Annotated in this window: 14 protein-coding genes; 6 read left to right on the plus strand and 8 right to left on the minus strand. The window is 37.6% G+C overall.

The features are described 5' to 3' along the window. Nucleotides 1–83: 83 nt before the first annotated feature. A complete protein-coding gene (locus HMJ38_RS07620) occupies nt 84–464 on the plus strand; it encodes a Fic family protein (protein WP_194973781.1) in 381 nt (126 codons plus the stop codon). Between the two features lie 155 nt (nt 465–619). On the opposite strand, the gene HMJ38_RS07625 is transcribed toward HMJ38_RS07620, so the two are convergent. Both HMJ38_RS07625 and HMJ38_RS07630 read right to left on the minus strand, forming a co-directional pair. After that, nucleotides 620–1,267, minus strand: a complete 648-nt coding sequence (locus tag HMJ38_RS07625; protein WP_194973782.1) for a nucleotidyl transferase AbiEii/AbiGii toxin family protein — start codon at nt 1,265–1,267, stop codon at nt 620–622. A 2-nt stretch (nt 1,268–1,269) separates the two neighbouring features. After that, entirely contained in the window at nt 1,270–1,725 is a 456-nt protein-coding gene (locus tag HMJ38_RS07630) for a helix-turn-helix transcriptional regulator (RefSeq protein WP_194973783.1), read from the minus strand. Between the two features lie 69 nt (nt 1,726–1,794). Between HMJ38_RS07630 and rhuM the strand changes: the two genes are divergently transcribed. After that, nucleotides 1,795–2,241: a RhuM family protein gene (rhuM, locus tag HMJ38_RS07635; RefSeq protein ID WP_228779940.1), complete on the plus strand. Its 447-nt coding sequence runs from the start codon at nt 1,795–1,797 to the stop codon at nt 2,239–2,241. A 253-nt stretch (nt 2,242–2,494) separates the two neighbouring features. Here rhuM and cas6 read toward each other — a convergent pair whose 3' ends face one another. The 5 genes from cas6 to HMJ38_RS07660 form a co-directional block, all read right to left on the minus strand. Beyond that, entirely contained in the window at nt 2,495–3,373 is an 879-nt protein-coding gene (gene cas6, locus HMJ38_RS07640) for a CRISPR-associated endoribonuclease Cas6 (RefSeq protein WP_194973784.1), read from the minus strand. Between the two features lie 107 nt (nt 3,374–3,480). After that, entirely contained in the window at nt 3,481–4,578 is a 1,098-nt protein-coding gene (gene ychF / locus HMJ38_RS07645) for a redox-regulated ATPase YchF (protein WP_194973785.1), read from the minus strand. A gap of 14 nt (nt 4,579–4,592) precedes the next feature. After that, nucleotides 4,593–5,675: an AI-2E family transporter gene (locus tag HMJ38_RS07650; RefSeq protein ID WP_194973786.1), complete on the minus strand. Its 1,083-nt coding sequence runs from the start codon at nt 5,673–5,675 to the stop codon at nt 4,593–4,595. Between the two features lie 118 nt (nt 5,676–5,793). After that, nucleotides 5,794–6,123: a DUF3276 family protein gene (locus HMJ38_RS07655; RefSeq protein ID WP_194973787.1), complete on the minus strand. Its 330-nt coding sequence runs from the start codon at nt 6,121–6,123 to the stop codon at nt 5,794–5,796. Between the two features lie 185 nt (nt 6,124–6,308). After that, on the minus strand, nt 6,309–6,656 hold the full coding sequence (locus tag HMJ38_RS07660; protein ID WP_194973788.1) for a 4Fe-4S binding protein: 348 nt from the start codon (nt 6,654–6,656) through the stop codon (nt 6,309–6,311). Nucleotides 6,657–6,794: 138 nt separating this feature from the next. On the opposite strand from HMJ38_RS07660, the gene HMJ38_RS07665 reads away from it, so the two are divergent. Continuing rightward, nucleotides 6,795–7,814, plus strand: coding sequence for an acyl-CoA reductase (locus tag HMJ38_RS07665; RefSeq protein ID WP_317174501.1), 1,020 nt, complete (start codon nt 6,795–6,797; stop codon nt 7,812–7,814). Nucleotides 7,815–7,824: 10 nt separating this feature from the next. Here HMJ38_RS07665 and HMJ38_RS07670 read toward each other — a convergent pair whose 3' ends face one another. Next, nucleotides 7,825–9,570, minus strand: a complete 1,746-nt coding sequence (locus HMJ38_RS07670) for a sensor histidine kinase (protein ID WP_228779941.1) — start codon at nt 9,568–9,570, stop codon at nt 7,825–7,827. Nucleotides 9,571–9,765: 195 nt separating this feature from the next. On the opposite strand from HMJ38_RS07670, the gene HMJ38_RS07675 reads away from it, so the two are divergent. The 3 genes from HMJ38_RS07675 (at nt 9,766) to HMJ38_RS07685 (ending at nt 14,812) form a co-directional block, all read left to right on the plus strand. Continuing rightward, a complete protein-coding gene (locus tag HMJ38_RS07675) occupies nt 9,766–11,088 on the plus strand; it encodes a TIGR00366 family protein (protein ID WP_194973789.1) in 1,323 nt (440 codons plus the stop codon). A 127-nt stretch (nt 11,089–11,215) separates the two neighbouring features. After that, on the plus strand, nt 11,216–13,477 hold the full coding sequence (locus tag HMJ38_RS07680; RefSeq protein ID WP_194973790.1) for an aconitate hydratase: 2,262 nt from the start codon (nt 11,216–11,218) through the stop codon (nt 13,475–13,477). Between the two features lie 99 nt (nt 13,478–13,576). Then, the gene (locus tag HMJ38_RS07685; protein WP_194973791.1) at nt 13,577–14,812 is read left to right on the plus strand and encodes a porin; all 1,236 of its coding nucleotides are present in this window, start codon (nt 13,577–13,579) and stop codon (nt 14,810–14,812) included. Nucleotides 14,813–14,949 lie beyond the last annotated feature (137 nt).

Genomic DNA, 14,949 nt, shown 5'->3' on the forward strand with positions numbered 1-14,949 from the left:
CCCAAAGGATCACTTAGGAATTTCTTTGCGATTTCATTGCGACTGTGACGGTTAAAAACAGCTGATTTTTTAAAATTACAGCGGTGAAAAAAGAAAATAATCACCGCATTTTTGCGGTATTACAAAATGTACAACACAGTTCAAAAGATATAACCGAGTGGTTGGACTGGTTTTTGAATTGCCTGAAAAATGCGATGCTCGCCACCGAAGACACCACACAAAGCATATTGCGTAAATCCGGATTTTGGAAATTACATGAAAATACACCCATCAACGAACGTCAACGCTTCATGCTCAACAAACTTTTTGACGGTTTCGAAGGTAAACTGCAAACCTCAAAATGTGCGAAAATGACCAAGGTCTCAACCGATACCGCGTTGCGTGACATCAAAGACTTGATGGAAAAAGACATCTTAAAGCAAGTAAATGAAAAGGGACGCAACGCAAACTATGAATTAGCTTAAATACAAGAATTTATAAAAAAATATTCCATATCGGAATATAGAATATTGGCTTTTTTTCTATTGAAACCCCGCTCTTTTGTAATGAGTAATCCCTTAAAAAGCCATTGAACCAGAAAGTCCGGAAGGGGAGGAATTAGAACCCTCTTTTCTACCATTTAGATTTCTTTCACAGCTTCAATGATATCCAACTTTATCAAATCCCAGTACTTGCCTTTGAGGCATGTTGGATCAGGTTCATCATCTGATTTATCAAAATCAATCATGTTTTTCAAAATCAATTCTTTTTCGTGGTTGTAAGGATATTTTTGCAGGTGAAGGTCTAGAAGCTGACTTACTGTGAACTTATCAAGCAATTCATGAATGTCCCAAAAATCCTTCTTCCTTCCTCTTCTTTGTACCACATCAATCTTCATAGCAGCAATTTCTTTTATGCTTGCCATTCTTACATATTCATTAATCTCAACTTGATCAAGATATGGTTCAGTATAATACAGATCAAGTTTTATAGTCTTATCAGAGGTTTCTCCGAGTAAGTATGAACGGCCAAAGCCAATAGGAACACCTAAAGGAGCAGAAACATATTTATATTGAGATCTCAAAAAACTGTCAATTAAATCAAAGTTTAAACTGCCGTGCATCCCTGAAGAAAACAAGTCGATATCTACAGACAGTCGGTGACCCAAATGTAAACTTAACGCGGTTCCACCTACGAGCCTGAAATCATCAAAGAGTGGATGATTCATTAATAAAAGTAAGCATTCTCCAAGGTCTGCCGATACAGTGTTCCAGTAAAGTGATTTCATATTTAATCTATTTCAAGTTCGGAAATAGCATTTAATCCATAAAATTCTCTAATCTCCTCTTTCTCCTCATTGGTTCCCCGTTCCATTACCCTTTCAATTACGTATCGCTTGTGTTTAACCCAGTCTATATTCTCAATTTTCGTGTCCCAGAATAGGCCGTTTCTAAGCTTACTTAAATCAGGTTTAATATCCTTAGTCAATTTCCTTTTTTCTTCCCTGATATCATGGTAAACCTGAAGTATCATTAATGTACCCTCTTCCAAACCCAAGGATTGTTCAATCCTTAATGCCAGTGAGGTGTTCATACTTCTTTTACCATGGATAATAGCACTCAGTGTCTGAGGGTACTCACCAACAGACAATGCAAAAGGACCTCTAGCCAAACCTTTATGCTTTAGTTCCCGAGCCAGAAATGCACCCGGATGAACTCCTTTGATATGTTGAATTCTTGAATCCATATCACAAAAATAAACAAATTTGTTTACATAGAATAATTAATTCTGAAGGGGTTTTTAAGCTGTAAGCGCTTGGAGAAGGTAAAGCGAATGTTAACATTCCTGATTGATTCCAGTTTTGACATGTTACCGCTGAAAATAATAAAATGCCCAGTGACTGGCAAAAACGAAACCATATTATATCAAACGAATGAATTACCCGAATACATTGAGGTAAGAATAGATGAAGAGAGGGAAACCTTTTGGCTTTTACTCAATCAAATATCTAACCTTTTCGAAAGGGATAAATCTATTATTCCCAGACATTTAAAAAACATATTCAAGAATAAAGAATTGGACAAAAATGCAGTTGTTGCAAAAAATGCAACAACTGCAACGGATGGAAAAACTTATAACGTTGAGCATTTCAACCTTGACGCAATACTCTCAGTAGGATATACAGTCAATTCAAAACGAGGTACCCAATTTCGTGTTTGGGCAAGTCGAGTGCTCAGAGATTACCTTTTGAAAGAAGCATAACGATCAATACCCCGGAAATCAACAATCAAGAGCCCTTATTTTCAGATCGCATATTCAGAGAGAATCCCAAGGCACCTTTGAGGGGCCTGGGATTGGCAAGGGTTTCTAGCTCGGAAACCTGCGCTTTCAAATGATTCCTGTAGGACGGTTTGGATAAGAGGGTGTAATTGCAAATTACACCCGGCGTGGGATTACCTCTGTAAAGTATTAGATTGGAGGCAAAAAAAAGCCCGGCTTGAAAACCGGGCTTTTTTTAGATTTCCTCTTGAGTACCTTCGCTTTCCTCAGATTCGGAAGACTTAGGCTTGTCTGAAGGTTTGTAAGGGACAAAGCCTTCTCTTTTGAATTTGTATGGTTCTGTTCTCTGATTCACTGCATGGTTAGCAAGATCCAACATACCAAAACCCTTATGGGTAAAGGCACCTAGACCACATTTGAACACGAAGTCCTGAACCTCTGGAGCTGCATATAGGGTAAAAGGTAGGGTATAGCCTCTCACCTCATATTTGACATCCATGTCATAAACAGAGTAGATTCTTGCAAATTTCTTTTGCTGCTCTCTCAGCTTATTTACATAATTCATATCCGGTACCACTTGAAACTTGTAGAAGGATTCCATTTGTTCCTGGGAATACCAGCCTGATCTCTCCATTCTGGTCAGGGTAGATTCATACAAAAGATCAGAAAATTCATCTGTATCGGGATTGATAAATCTCTTTCCTGATTCGTCATTGAAAGCAGGAGTCAGCAGTACCAATGGAGAAATACAAACAAACTTGTTTGATGTTTCCAGTGTAGGTTCAGTTTCCTGTTCGGTGTACTCGGGTGAAAGGATGAGGTTGCCCAATTCAATTTTCGGGGTATCAAATACCTGCTCCAGCAAATAGTCCACAAATTCTTCATTGGGTGATGAAAGCACTAAAGTGACTAAGCTCGAGTAATAGTGAAGCCCGCTTCTACTTACTTTGGTCTGTCCTTTAAGACCAGAGAAGTTGAAGTAATTGTAATTGAAAAATTCCTCCTTGCCACCTTTGACAATCAAACCTTTAAGGAATTGAGCCAAGATGTACTGATGATGAAAGGGCAAATAAGCGCCTTTGTTTTTTAACGAAAATATTAATCTTATTCTCACGGTTTTTGATTAAAAATGAAATAAAAGAGTTTTTTGACTTTTAATTTTGTAACAACATGCAAATACATTGGTTTCCTTCAAAAGTACAAATTTTTTTTATTCTTTTGTCACACATTGAACCTAAAATGCATGATATCTCCATCTTGAACTACATATTCTTTTCCTTCAATTGCGATTTTACCGTTTTCTCTGCATGCAGCCTCGGTTTTATATGTTTCGTAGTCAGTTAGTTTGATCACTTCGGCTTTGATGAATCCTCTTTCAAAGTCGGTATGAATCACACCTGCAGCTTGTGGGGCTTTCCAGCCTTTTTTGATTGTCCAAGCCCTAACTTCCTGCACACCTGCCGTAAAATAAGTAATCAAGTCCAGTAATTTATATGCCCCAGAAATCAGTTTGTTTAGACCACTTTCATCGAGGCCATATTCAGAAAGGAACAATTCTTTTTCATCAGGCTCGTCCAATTCGGCAATTTGAGATTCTATTGCTGCGCAAAGTACAATTACATCAGCGTGTTCGTCCTTTACGTTTTCCTTCAACTGTTCTACGAATTTATTTCCTGTAATAATACTTCCTTCGTCCACGTTAGCCACATATAGTACTGGTTTGATGGTCAAAAGATGAAGATCACGGACCACTTCCAACTCCTCTTTGTCTACTTCAATGGCACGGGCATTTTTTCCATCCAATAGACCTTGCTTGAATAACTGTAGTACTTCGAGTTCTTTTCTGGCTTTGGCATCTCCGGATTTCGCTATTTTTTCTATTCGGGCGATTTTCTTGTCGACTGATTCAAGGTCCTTGAGCTGTAGTTCTGTATCGATGACTTCTTTGTCGAAAAGCGGATCCACACTACCTGCAACGTGCACAATATTTTCATCTTCAAAACACCTGATGACATGGATGATGGCATCAACCTCCCGGATATTGGCCAAAAACTTATTTCCCAATCCCTCGCCTTTACTTGCGCCTTTTACCAATCCTGCAATATCCACAAATTCAATTACCGTTGGAACCACCTTGTTGGGTTTCACCAAAAGCTCTAAAACATTAAGTCTCCTGTCCGGAACTGTCACTACCCCGACATTGGGTTCGATGGTACAGAATGGAAAGTTAGCAGCCTCCGCACGGGCACTTGAAAGCGCATTGAATAAAGTAGATTTTCCTACGTTGGGAAGTCCAACGATACCACATTGTAAAGCCATTAATTGTTATTTTTTTAAATTTTGAAAATTTTATATTCCTTATAACCAACATAGAATTCCATCACGGACACTCTGATAATGGTATAAACCGGGATTGCAAGGATCATCCCGAGGATACCGGCGATTTTTGCACCGGCAAAGATAACAACAAAAATTTCAAGAGGATGCGCTTTTACAGATTTAGAAAAAATCAATGGTTGTAATATGACATTGTCCGTAATCTGTACCACAGCAAATACAGAAAGAATTTTAAAAATCATCAGACCGATTTGATTGGAACCACTAAAATCTCCGGTGGATAAACCAACAATAACCCCAAAGGAAGCACCTAAAATAGGACCTGCATAGGGAATCAAGTTGGCTACTGCTGCAAACATTGCGATTGTCAGCGCATAATCGATATCCATCAAGGTAAGACCGATAGCAGCAATAGAAAAAATACAAGTGATCTGAATCAGCAAACCTACCAGATAATTTGATAGGAGTCTTTCTACTTTGTTGAAAGTAGATACAGCCAATTCAAAATATGCATTGGGAATCAGGTTCATCAGGTTTTTTCTCAACATGCCATTCTCTAATAAAAGAAAGAAAGTGATAAAGCTGACAGCCATGATGCCGATTAATAAAGAACTTGTTGTATTTACTATTGTATTGATAATTCCCTGAAAATTGACTGCACTGAAACTGGTAATCATATTTTCCCTCACCTGCATGATCAAAAAACCAGGTTCACTCTTGACTATTTCGTATTGAATCAATAAATCCTCGATTTTTCCGACAGGATTCTGGATTTGTTCATAAAGATAATCCAAGTCATAGGAGGATATGACTTGTATTTGCGCAGAAATAAGAGGGATGAACAAAAGGCTGATCAGAAAAAAGATATTGATGACCAAAGCAAATGACAAAATGATGGATACCCACCTTGGGACATGCTGTCCCATCAAATGAAAAGAATTGATTCTATTGGTCAAAGGCCTCAATATGGCTGCAATGACTAGAGAAAATATCAGATATAAAGTAATATTTGCAAAATACCAGCCTGCCAATAAAAATAATATAATGGCAATAAGAAGGTAAATGACCGGCCTTTTCATATAGATCGTGATAATTAAATAAGAAAAAGATACATCTAATTTGTTACGAATATCAGGTCAGAAATTCAACCGGGTTCGTTTATAGATGTATCCTTTTTAAGCTAGTCATAAAGTGGAATTAATCCCACTTCAATTCATCATCAAACTCATTTTCCGATTCATCTTTGTCATATTGGGAAAAATCGAAATCTGGAAGCAACTCATTTTTGACATGATCAACAGCATCTTGTAATGCATCGATAAATTTACCGAAATCTTCTTTGTACAGAAATATTTTATGCTTTTCAAAAACAAAAGAATCATCTTTCATCCTTCTTTTGCTTTCTGTGATGGTCAAATAATAATCGTTGGATTTTGTAGATTTCACATCAAAAAAGTAAGTTCTCTTACCGGCCTTTACTCTTTTTGAGAAGATTTCTTCTCTGTCATTTCCTCTATGATCTTCCACTGTGCAAGGTTTTAAAATGTTTGGTTATTTAAATATTAGCGAGACAAGTTAAATCAATTCGAAAAACATATTCAAGGGATTATGCAGTTTTTTTTAAAAACTTATTTTTTTTCAGAGTTTTTTGCCGCCAAAAAAACCTGCGTGACCATGATTTAAGATATAAAAAAAAGAGGGATTTCCCTCTTTTATTCTCCGTGCATATAATCTTTTTTGGCCATGAGGACATCTTCAGATTCCCTATGCTCGGGATCGTCCACACAGCAATCTACAGGACAAACAGCTGCGCACTGCGGTTCCTCATGGAATCCGGTACATTCCGTACACTTTTCTGTTACGATATAGTAGAATTCATCTGATACAGGTTCCTGTTTTTGATTCGCATCTACTACAGTACCGTCTTCAAGTGTAACTTCCTTTAGTTTTGTACCTCCAGCCCATGTCCACTCTATACCTCCTTCATAGATGGCAGTATTTGGACATTCAGGTTCGCATGCACCACAATTGATGCATTCATCGGTTATCATTATAGCCATGTTGTATCTATTTGTTGAGCAAAATTAATAATCAAATAACAAATCACGTAAAAAAAAGTTGTCATACTAATTAATTTATATTCAATCTATCAAAATTTTTTTAAATCTGTTTTGAATATCTTTGCCCAAAATCGAATAATGATGACGCTGGAAGATAGAATTGAAGCATTTGTTAAGCTCGGGAAAAAGATAAATGAATTGGATAGGGAGGAGTTTGAAATCCTGTCTAGTAACATCCAAAACAACAATACATGGTTCACTCCTGTTCAGACGGAAGATGCTCTTAGGACCATTTCAATCAATCTGCAAAAAGAAAATTTTGAATCCTGGCTCAGTTCCTATGATCTAAAGGCTGTCAAAAAAATAAAATCTATAGGTGTTTTGATGGCCGGTAATGTTCCCGCGGTTGGTTTTCACGACTTATTATGTGTGTTGATTTCCGGTCACAAAGCTTGTATCAAGCTGAGTTCTTCGGATCAGGTGCTCATGAATTGGCTTGTAAAGGAATTGATCGCATTGGAGCCAAGGTTTGATCCATTGATTTCAGTAGAAGAGATGTTGAAATCCAAAGATGCATACATTGCGACTGGAAGCGATAATTCAGCAAGGTATTTTGAATACTATTTTGGAAGGTACCCTCACATTATCCGAAAAAACAGGACCTCAGTTGGGATTTTGGATGGCATTGAAAAACCAAATGACTTTAGGGACCTAGGCAAGGATGTTTTTCAATATTACGGATTAGGCTGCAGAAATGTATCCAAACTTTATGTCAGGAATAATGATACATTAATCGAATTCCTTGATGCTATTGCAGAGTTCAGAGACGTGGCACACAATCACAAATACCACAACAACTACGAATACAATAAATCTATTTTCTTGGTCAACAAGGATCCCCATTTGGATAATGGATTTCTGCTTATGAAGGAAAGTAACGCTTTGGTTTCTCCCATAGCGGTGTTGTATTACGAACTGTACGCAGATTTGGAGGAGTTGAATTTAAGATTATCAGAGGAAAAGGAAAAAATCCAATGCATTGTGTCTTTAAAAAGCTGGTACCCGGGCAGTTTGGATTTCGGTACAGCACAATGCCCTGGATTAGATGACTATGCTGACGGTGTGGATACGCTTCAATTCTTGCAAAACCTTTCCTAATAACAGGCATTCATTTTTTTGGCAGGTAAAAACTAAACTCACTACCTTCATTCAAGGTGCTTTGAATATACAAATGACCTCCATTTTTTTCGATATAGTCCTGTACCAATAATAATCCCAATCCTGTGCCTGATTCTTTGTTTTTACCCAATGTGCTGATGGATTCTTTTCTTCTCAGTTTATCCAGATTTTCAGGAGGAATTCCAGAACCTGTATCTTTGATCCTGATATAAACCGATTCAGGTTTTTCTTTTAAAATTACAGAAATTGTATCCCCTAATCCGGAAAATTTAATTGCATTACTGATCAGATTTCTGATTGCCAAGTCGATCATGTTTTTATCCGCAAAAACGACAATGTCCCCTTGGGAGTATTTGACTTTTTTCAGAAATATCCCCTTTTCATTTACTGTTTTATCAAATAGTTTAAATTGCTCCTGAAGCAGTTCCTCAAGGTTAAATTCCTGTTTTTCGACCACCTCACCTTTGAGTTGACTGCTAGTCCAGGCCAATAAATTCTCTAGTAAAATGGAAACAGAATCCATGTTTTTGTTTACTTCAGGAAGAATTTTGAAAAACTCATCTTTTCCAATAACTCCTTCATTCGTTAGCCGAATGAGTTCTCTTACGCCAAGTATCGGGCCTTTAAGATCATGCGAGATAATGGTAAAAAGTTTATCCTTGAGAGAGTTGGTTTTGATAAGTTCATCGGCCTGATATTGCAATTGCCGTTGTGTTTTTTTCTCAGCACTGATGTTTTCAAATAGAACCATCATGCCACTAAAGATGTCCTTTTTGTCCAAAATGGGGACGCACTCTATTCTAAACTCACTTTTATTGGTGTCAGAATCCAGTTCAAGTTCCAATGCACATATTTCTCTCTTCTGGATGACTGCTATCAGTTCAGGTTTATTTTCAAACAATTCACCCATTGATTTGCCGATCAATTTGTCCTTGGGTTTTTTGAGTGCTTTTAGAATGGCATGGTTATAATCAATCACCTTTTCATTTGGATCAAAAACAAGTATTCCTTTGGTAATCAGTTCAAACACTTTATCCCTTGCAATAGGCTTGATATTGAAAAGCTCAAAACGCAGCAATGCAATTCCAATAAATATGTAGGTAAACAAAAATGCATACGGTGTTAGGTCAATATGCTCAAAAGGTCTATATCCCAACAGATATATCACATTGAAAAACCAAGGAACAACGCCTGCAAAAATCAATAGATTGATCTGTTTTCTGTATATGCTGTCTGCATTCTTAAATTTGATAAGCAAAAGAATGTTCCCGAACAAAAGCGACAAATAAAAAAAAGTGGTATGGACCAAATACCATGGGCCGATTGATATTTCCAATAATGGAAAAGGACCTAAGTCATATACAGATACTTCCTTGTAATGTAAATGATGGAATTCATTGGTCAAGATTATCAAAAAGGTAATAATTGGGATAGCGAAAACTACTAAGGCTGTTTTGAAGTTAAGCCATTTTTCTAATCCAGTATACTTCAAACAAAACCAAATCCATGTTCCTGGAGCAAGTGCAATGCCTACATATTCAATTTTTACCCAAAAAAGCATTGCTTCAAGAGTCTCACTCATAAGTTCCAAGCCATATCCCAATGCCCAAATGGCAACAAGCAGCATGGTGACCGCAAACCATCGGACAGCATCTTTCATTCTGTAAATAATTACAGAGGAAATTCCAGCAACTAATATTCCTGAAACCAAAAGGGTAATGGAAAAAATATTCAATTCCAATCTAATTCTGAGATGATGATAAGTTAATTCAAAGTAAACATTTTTTATCCAAAAAATAACTTTTCACAACTCAGATATAGCCTTTAGCATTAAGCCTTCTTTCTCATAATTCCCAATACGACAAAAACCTGTTATGTTTAAAGATCAAAATCAATGGTCGTTATTTTGATGAGACGAAATATTCTTACAATGGATCTGGTAAAAAGAAAAAAAATAAAAATAGGTTTCCCCTCCACTTTTGAAATAGCACTGGGATTGACTGGATTTGTTTTTATCATGGTTTGGCTTTTTACAAAACCGGAACACCCGACCTATTCAATTTATGGCTTTCAAGTACTTAAATATTGGCAAAAAGGTTTCTGGGAGCTACTTGAGTTTACCTTGCAAATGATTTTGATTTTAGTTTTTGGCTATTCATTGGCGATATCAGAACAGGTAAATAAATGGATTACCAAATTGTCCAAAGTTGCTGACAATAATTTAAAAGCTGTATTGATAACTGGATCTGTAACCTTGGTTGCTGGATACATCAATTGGGGTTTTGGTTTGGTTCTCGGTGCTGTTTTGGCCCGTAAAATCGGTGAGATAAATTATAATAATGGCATTAAGATCAATTATCCCCTGATTTGTGCAGCAGGGTATTTGGGGATGATGGTTTGGCATTCAGGGCTTTCAGGTTCTTCTACCCTGAAAGTCGCTGAGAAAGGACACTTTTTGGAGCATACGATTGGATTGTTGCCAGTATCTGAAACTATTTTCTCTAGCCAGAATTTTTTGGTCAATTTGGTTTTGGTGGTGTCATTGCTGTTGACTTTGTTTATTCTAAGTAAAAGAAAGCCAAAAGTATTTAATCTTCCAACTCGGAATTCAGCTAAAAAAAATAAATTGAAATCGGGTAAAGGTTTTTTGGGAATAATTATCGGTTTATTGATTCTTGGCTTAGGTCTTTCTGACTTCATTTTTGCAGAGCAGGGCAATCTTGGGTTTTTTGACCTCAACTTTGTCAATTTCCTTTTATTGGGTATCGGTTTATTGCTTTATAGAAACTTGAAGGATTATGTTATGTCACTGGAAGCCGGATTGAAAAGTGCAACTGACATTCTGATTCAGTTTCCATTTTATGCAGGAATTATGGGCATGATCAAATATTCTGGGTTTTTGGAAGATTTAGGTTCCATGATGATTCATATATCTTCTCCTGAGGCACTTCCTTTGACATCCTTTTTCAGTGCCGCTGTTGTCAATTTGTTTATTCCTTCGGGCGGGGGACAATGGGCCATACAAGGTCCGATACTTATGGAGAGTGCTATGAAGTTGGGAGTTGATCCTGCAGGAATGATTCTCTCATTTGCCTATGGTGATCAATTGACCAATATGCTACAGCCATTCTGGGCTTTGCCGCTTCTTTCTATCACTGGAGTTTCCGCAAAAGAAATACTCAGATATACGATTTATTTCTTTTTGTGCGGGCTTTTGGTTTTTGGAATTGGGATCTGGATTTTGATATGTTAAACCACTCCTGTAATGCTGTATAATAAATAACCAAGGCTATTTCAATTTTACTTCTATTTTAGACCCGATTTTTTATCTTTGCGATCGAATAAATGAAATCCTTTTCACACTATAAACTTTATTTTCAATGGCATTTGATTTAGAAATGATCAAAGCGGTCTCCGCAAAGTTTCCCTCTAGAATTGAAACAGCAAGAAAGGCTGTGGGTAGACCCCTCACTTTGACGGAAAAAATATTGTATGCACACCTTTCAGAGGGAGAAGCCTCCCAAGCATATGAAAGGGGAGTGTCCTATGTAGATTTTAATCCTGATAGGGTTGCCATGCAGGATGCAACTGCCCAAATGGCCTTGCTTCAATTTATGCAAGCGGGTAGAAGCCAAGTAGCAGTGCCTTCTACGGTACACTGCGACCACTTGATTCAAGCTGAAGTGGGGGCTATTGCTGATCTTGACAAAGCAAAAGATAAAAACAGAGAGGTCTATGATTTTCTTTCCTCAGTTTCAAATAAATATGGAATAGGATTCTGGAAACCGGGTGCCGGTATAATTCATCAAGTTGTTTTGGAGAATTATGCCTTTCCAGGTGGGATGATGATTGGTACAGACTCTCATACTCCAAATGCCGGAGGTCTCGGAATGATTGCGATTGGAGTCGGGGGCGCAGATGCCTGTGATGTGATGGCAGGATTTGCTTGGGAGCTCAAATTCCCGAAATTGATAGGTGTTAAATTAACAGGTAGACTTTCAGGATGGACTTCAGCAAAAGATGTCATCTTAAAAGTAGCCGGTATCCTTACAGTCAAAGGAGGTACAGGAGCAGTCGTAGAATATTTTGGAGATGGCGCTAAATCACTTTCTGCCACCGGAAAAGGTACGATCTGTAATATGGGTGCTGAAATAGGAGCTACCACTTCAATTTTTGGCTATGACGAAAAATCAGAAGCTTATTTAAGAGGTACTGAAAGAGGGGATATTGCTGATATGGCCAATGAAATCAAGTCACATTTGACGGGTGATGAAGAAGTGTATGCAAACCCGGAAAAATACTTTGATCAGGTAATCGAGATCAATCTATCGGAATTGGAACCACATGTCAACGGTCCTTTTACCCCTGATTTGGCATGGCCTTTATCAAAATTTGCTTCGGCAGTAAAAGAAAACGGATGGCCTGCCAAATTGGAAGTGGGGCTTATTGGCTCCTGTACCAACTCATCTTATGAGGATATTTCCCGAGCAGCATCATTGGCACAACAGGCAGTGGACAAAAAGCTTGTTGCCAAATCAGAATATACAATTACGCCAGGTTCTGAACAAGTTAGGTTTACAGTGGAGAGAGATGGATTCCTTAACATTTTTGAAAATATGGGCGGTGTGGTTTTGGCAAATGCCTGTGGGCCTTGCATTGGTCAGTGGGCAAGACATGGTGCTGAAAAGCAGGAAAAAAATTCCATCATAACTTCATTCAACAGAAACTTTGCAAAAAGGGCAGATGGCAATCCAAATACCCATTCATTTGTCGCTTCTCCAGAGATAGTTACAGCAATGGCAATCGCCGGGGACCTCACTTTCAACCCAATGACAGATTCCCTCATCAATGAAGAAGGAAATCAGGTCAGATTGGATGAGCCTTCAGGACTCGAATTACCAACAAAAGGATTTGCTGTAGAGGATGCCGGATACCAGGCACCCGCAGAAGATGGTTCTTCTGTGGAGGTGATTGTAGATCCTAATTCTGATAGATTGGAATTGCTTGAACCTTTCAAAAGTTGGGAAGGAAATGACCTTACAGGATTGAAATTATTGATTAAGGCAAAAGGAAAGTGTACAACTGACCATATTTCAATGGCAGGTCCTTGGTTAAGGTATAGAGGTCATTTGGATAATATTTCCAATAACATGCTTATTGGAGCGGTAAACTATTTCAATGAGGCGACCAATAAAGTCAAAAATCAGTTGAATGGTGAATATGGCGAAGTGCCGGCTGTTCAACGTCAATATAAACAGCATGGAGAAGGGACTATAGTTGTGGGGGATGAAAACTATGGTGAAGGTTCCTCAAGAGAACATGCAGCCATGGAGCCAAGATTTCTGGGCGTAAGGGCAATTCTCGTAAAATCTTTTGCCAGAATTCATGAAACCAATCTTAAAAAGCAAGGCATGTTGGCTTTGACTTTTGCAAATCCTTCAGACTATGACCTGATTCAAGAAGATGATTCCATTGATATTGTTGGTTTAAATTCCTTCGCTCCCGGAAAACAATTGACAGTTTTGTTGAACCATGCTGATGGTAGCAAGCACGAAATCAAAGTCAACCATACATATAATGCTGGACAAATCGAATGGTTTAAAGCAGGTTCTGCTCTTAACCTGATCAAAGCAGGAATTTGATCAAGGAATTTGGAAGTGAAAAGGCTGTTGATTTTAAATCACAGCCTTTTTTTGTTTTAAATGATAATAGGATATTAAATTGTAACAAAGTATCAAAATATGGGAACCAATTTTAAATCTTACGAACAAACACGAAGATTATTTTTTATTTTCATTCTGGTCTCAATCATTTTTTTTCCAAATAGATTAGTCTTTGGGCAAACTGTCGAATCAGACGAAAGGGCGCTACTAAATATTGATGATGGAATCAAATTCTATAAGGATTCTCTTTTTTTGATGAATTTAAGATTTAGAATGCAGAACAGGGCAGGATTGAATACACTTGGCGGAGATGAATTTACCATCAATGCTTTTGAAATGAGGGTAAGAAGACTGCGTCTTCGTTTTGATGGATTTGTAGGAAATCCCAAATTACAGTATTATATTCAGTTGGCATTTTCCAAAGCAGATCTTGATCTAGAGTCCTCAGTGATAGCCCAACCAGTTAGGGATGCAATTATTTATTATTTCGTGGCAGACAACCTCTATTTTGGTTTTGGACAGTCCAAATTACCAGGTAACAGACAAAGGGTCACAAGTTCAGGAAATCTTCAGTTTGCAGATAGGTCCATTGCAGGTGCTATGTTTAATATTGATAGAGATTTTGGGTTTTTTGCCTATTACACCAAAAAACTGAAACAAGATTCTTATTTAGAATTGAAGGGAGTTGTTTCGACAGGAGATGGGAGGAATGCCTCTGCTATCAATAACGGTCTTGCTTATACGGGCAGGGTAGAGTATTTGCCTTTGGGTTTGTTTCAGAATAATGGGGATTATTCCGAAGGGGATCTTGAGTTTGAGCCTCTGCCAAAAATTTCGATCGGAATGAGCTACTCAAAAAATGTGAGGGCCAATAAAACTTCGGGCCAATTGGGTGAGGAATTGTTTGAAAACAGGACGATTGAAAGTTTTATCCTCGACGGTGTTTTCAAATATAAAGGGAATGCGATACTTGCTGAATACCTGCAAAGAACTTCTGCTGATCCATTTACAAGTAATGAAGCGGGAGAGATTAGATTTGTTCAGGTTGGTCATGGTATCAACATTCAGTTGAGTAAAATGATCTATCAGAATTCCGAAATAGCACTTCGTTATTCTTATATAGTACCCAAAGATCAGATAGCTATTTTTCAGCAGAGGGTAGATGAAGTACTGATGGGGTATACGTATTATATTAGAGGTCATAGGATAAAATTGCAAGGTAATTTTGGATATAAATGGCTTGAAGGGCTCCCTGATTTGGATAATTCAGGAAATTCTTGGACGGGAATGTTTCAGGTAGAATTTGGAATTTAATCCTAATAACTTTTTTTATATTTTTAATTACAATATGTTTGGTACAAAAAACAATTTAATGTATGTTTACAGCAATATATTATTTTAAAACTTATCACCCGAGTTCTAAAAGTTTTCTTATCACCCCATTTTGCTGT

Origin of the sequence: Aquiflexum lacus (genome assembly GCF_015476655.1) — a bacterium.
Classification (GTDB): domain Bacteria; phylum Bacteroidota; class Bacteroidia; order Cytophagales; family Cyclobacteriaceae; genus Aquiflexum; species Aquiflexum lacus.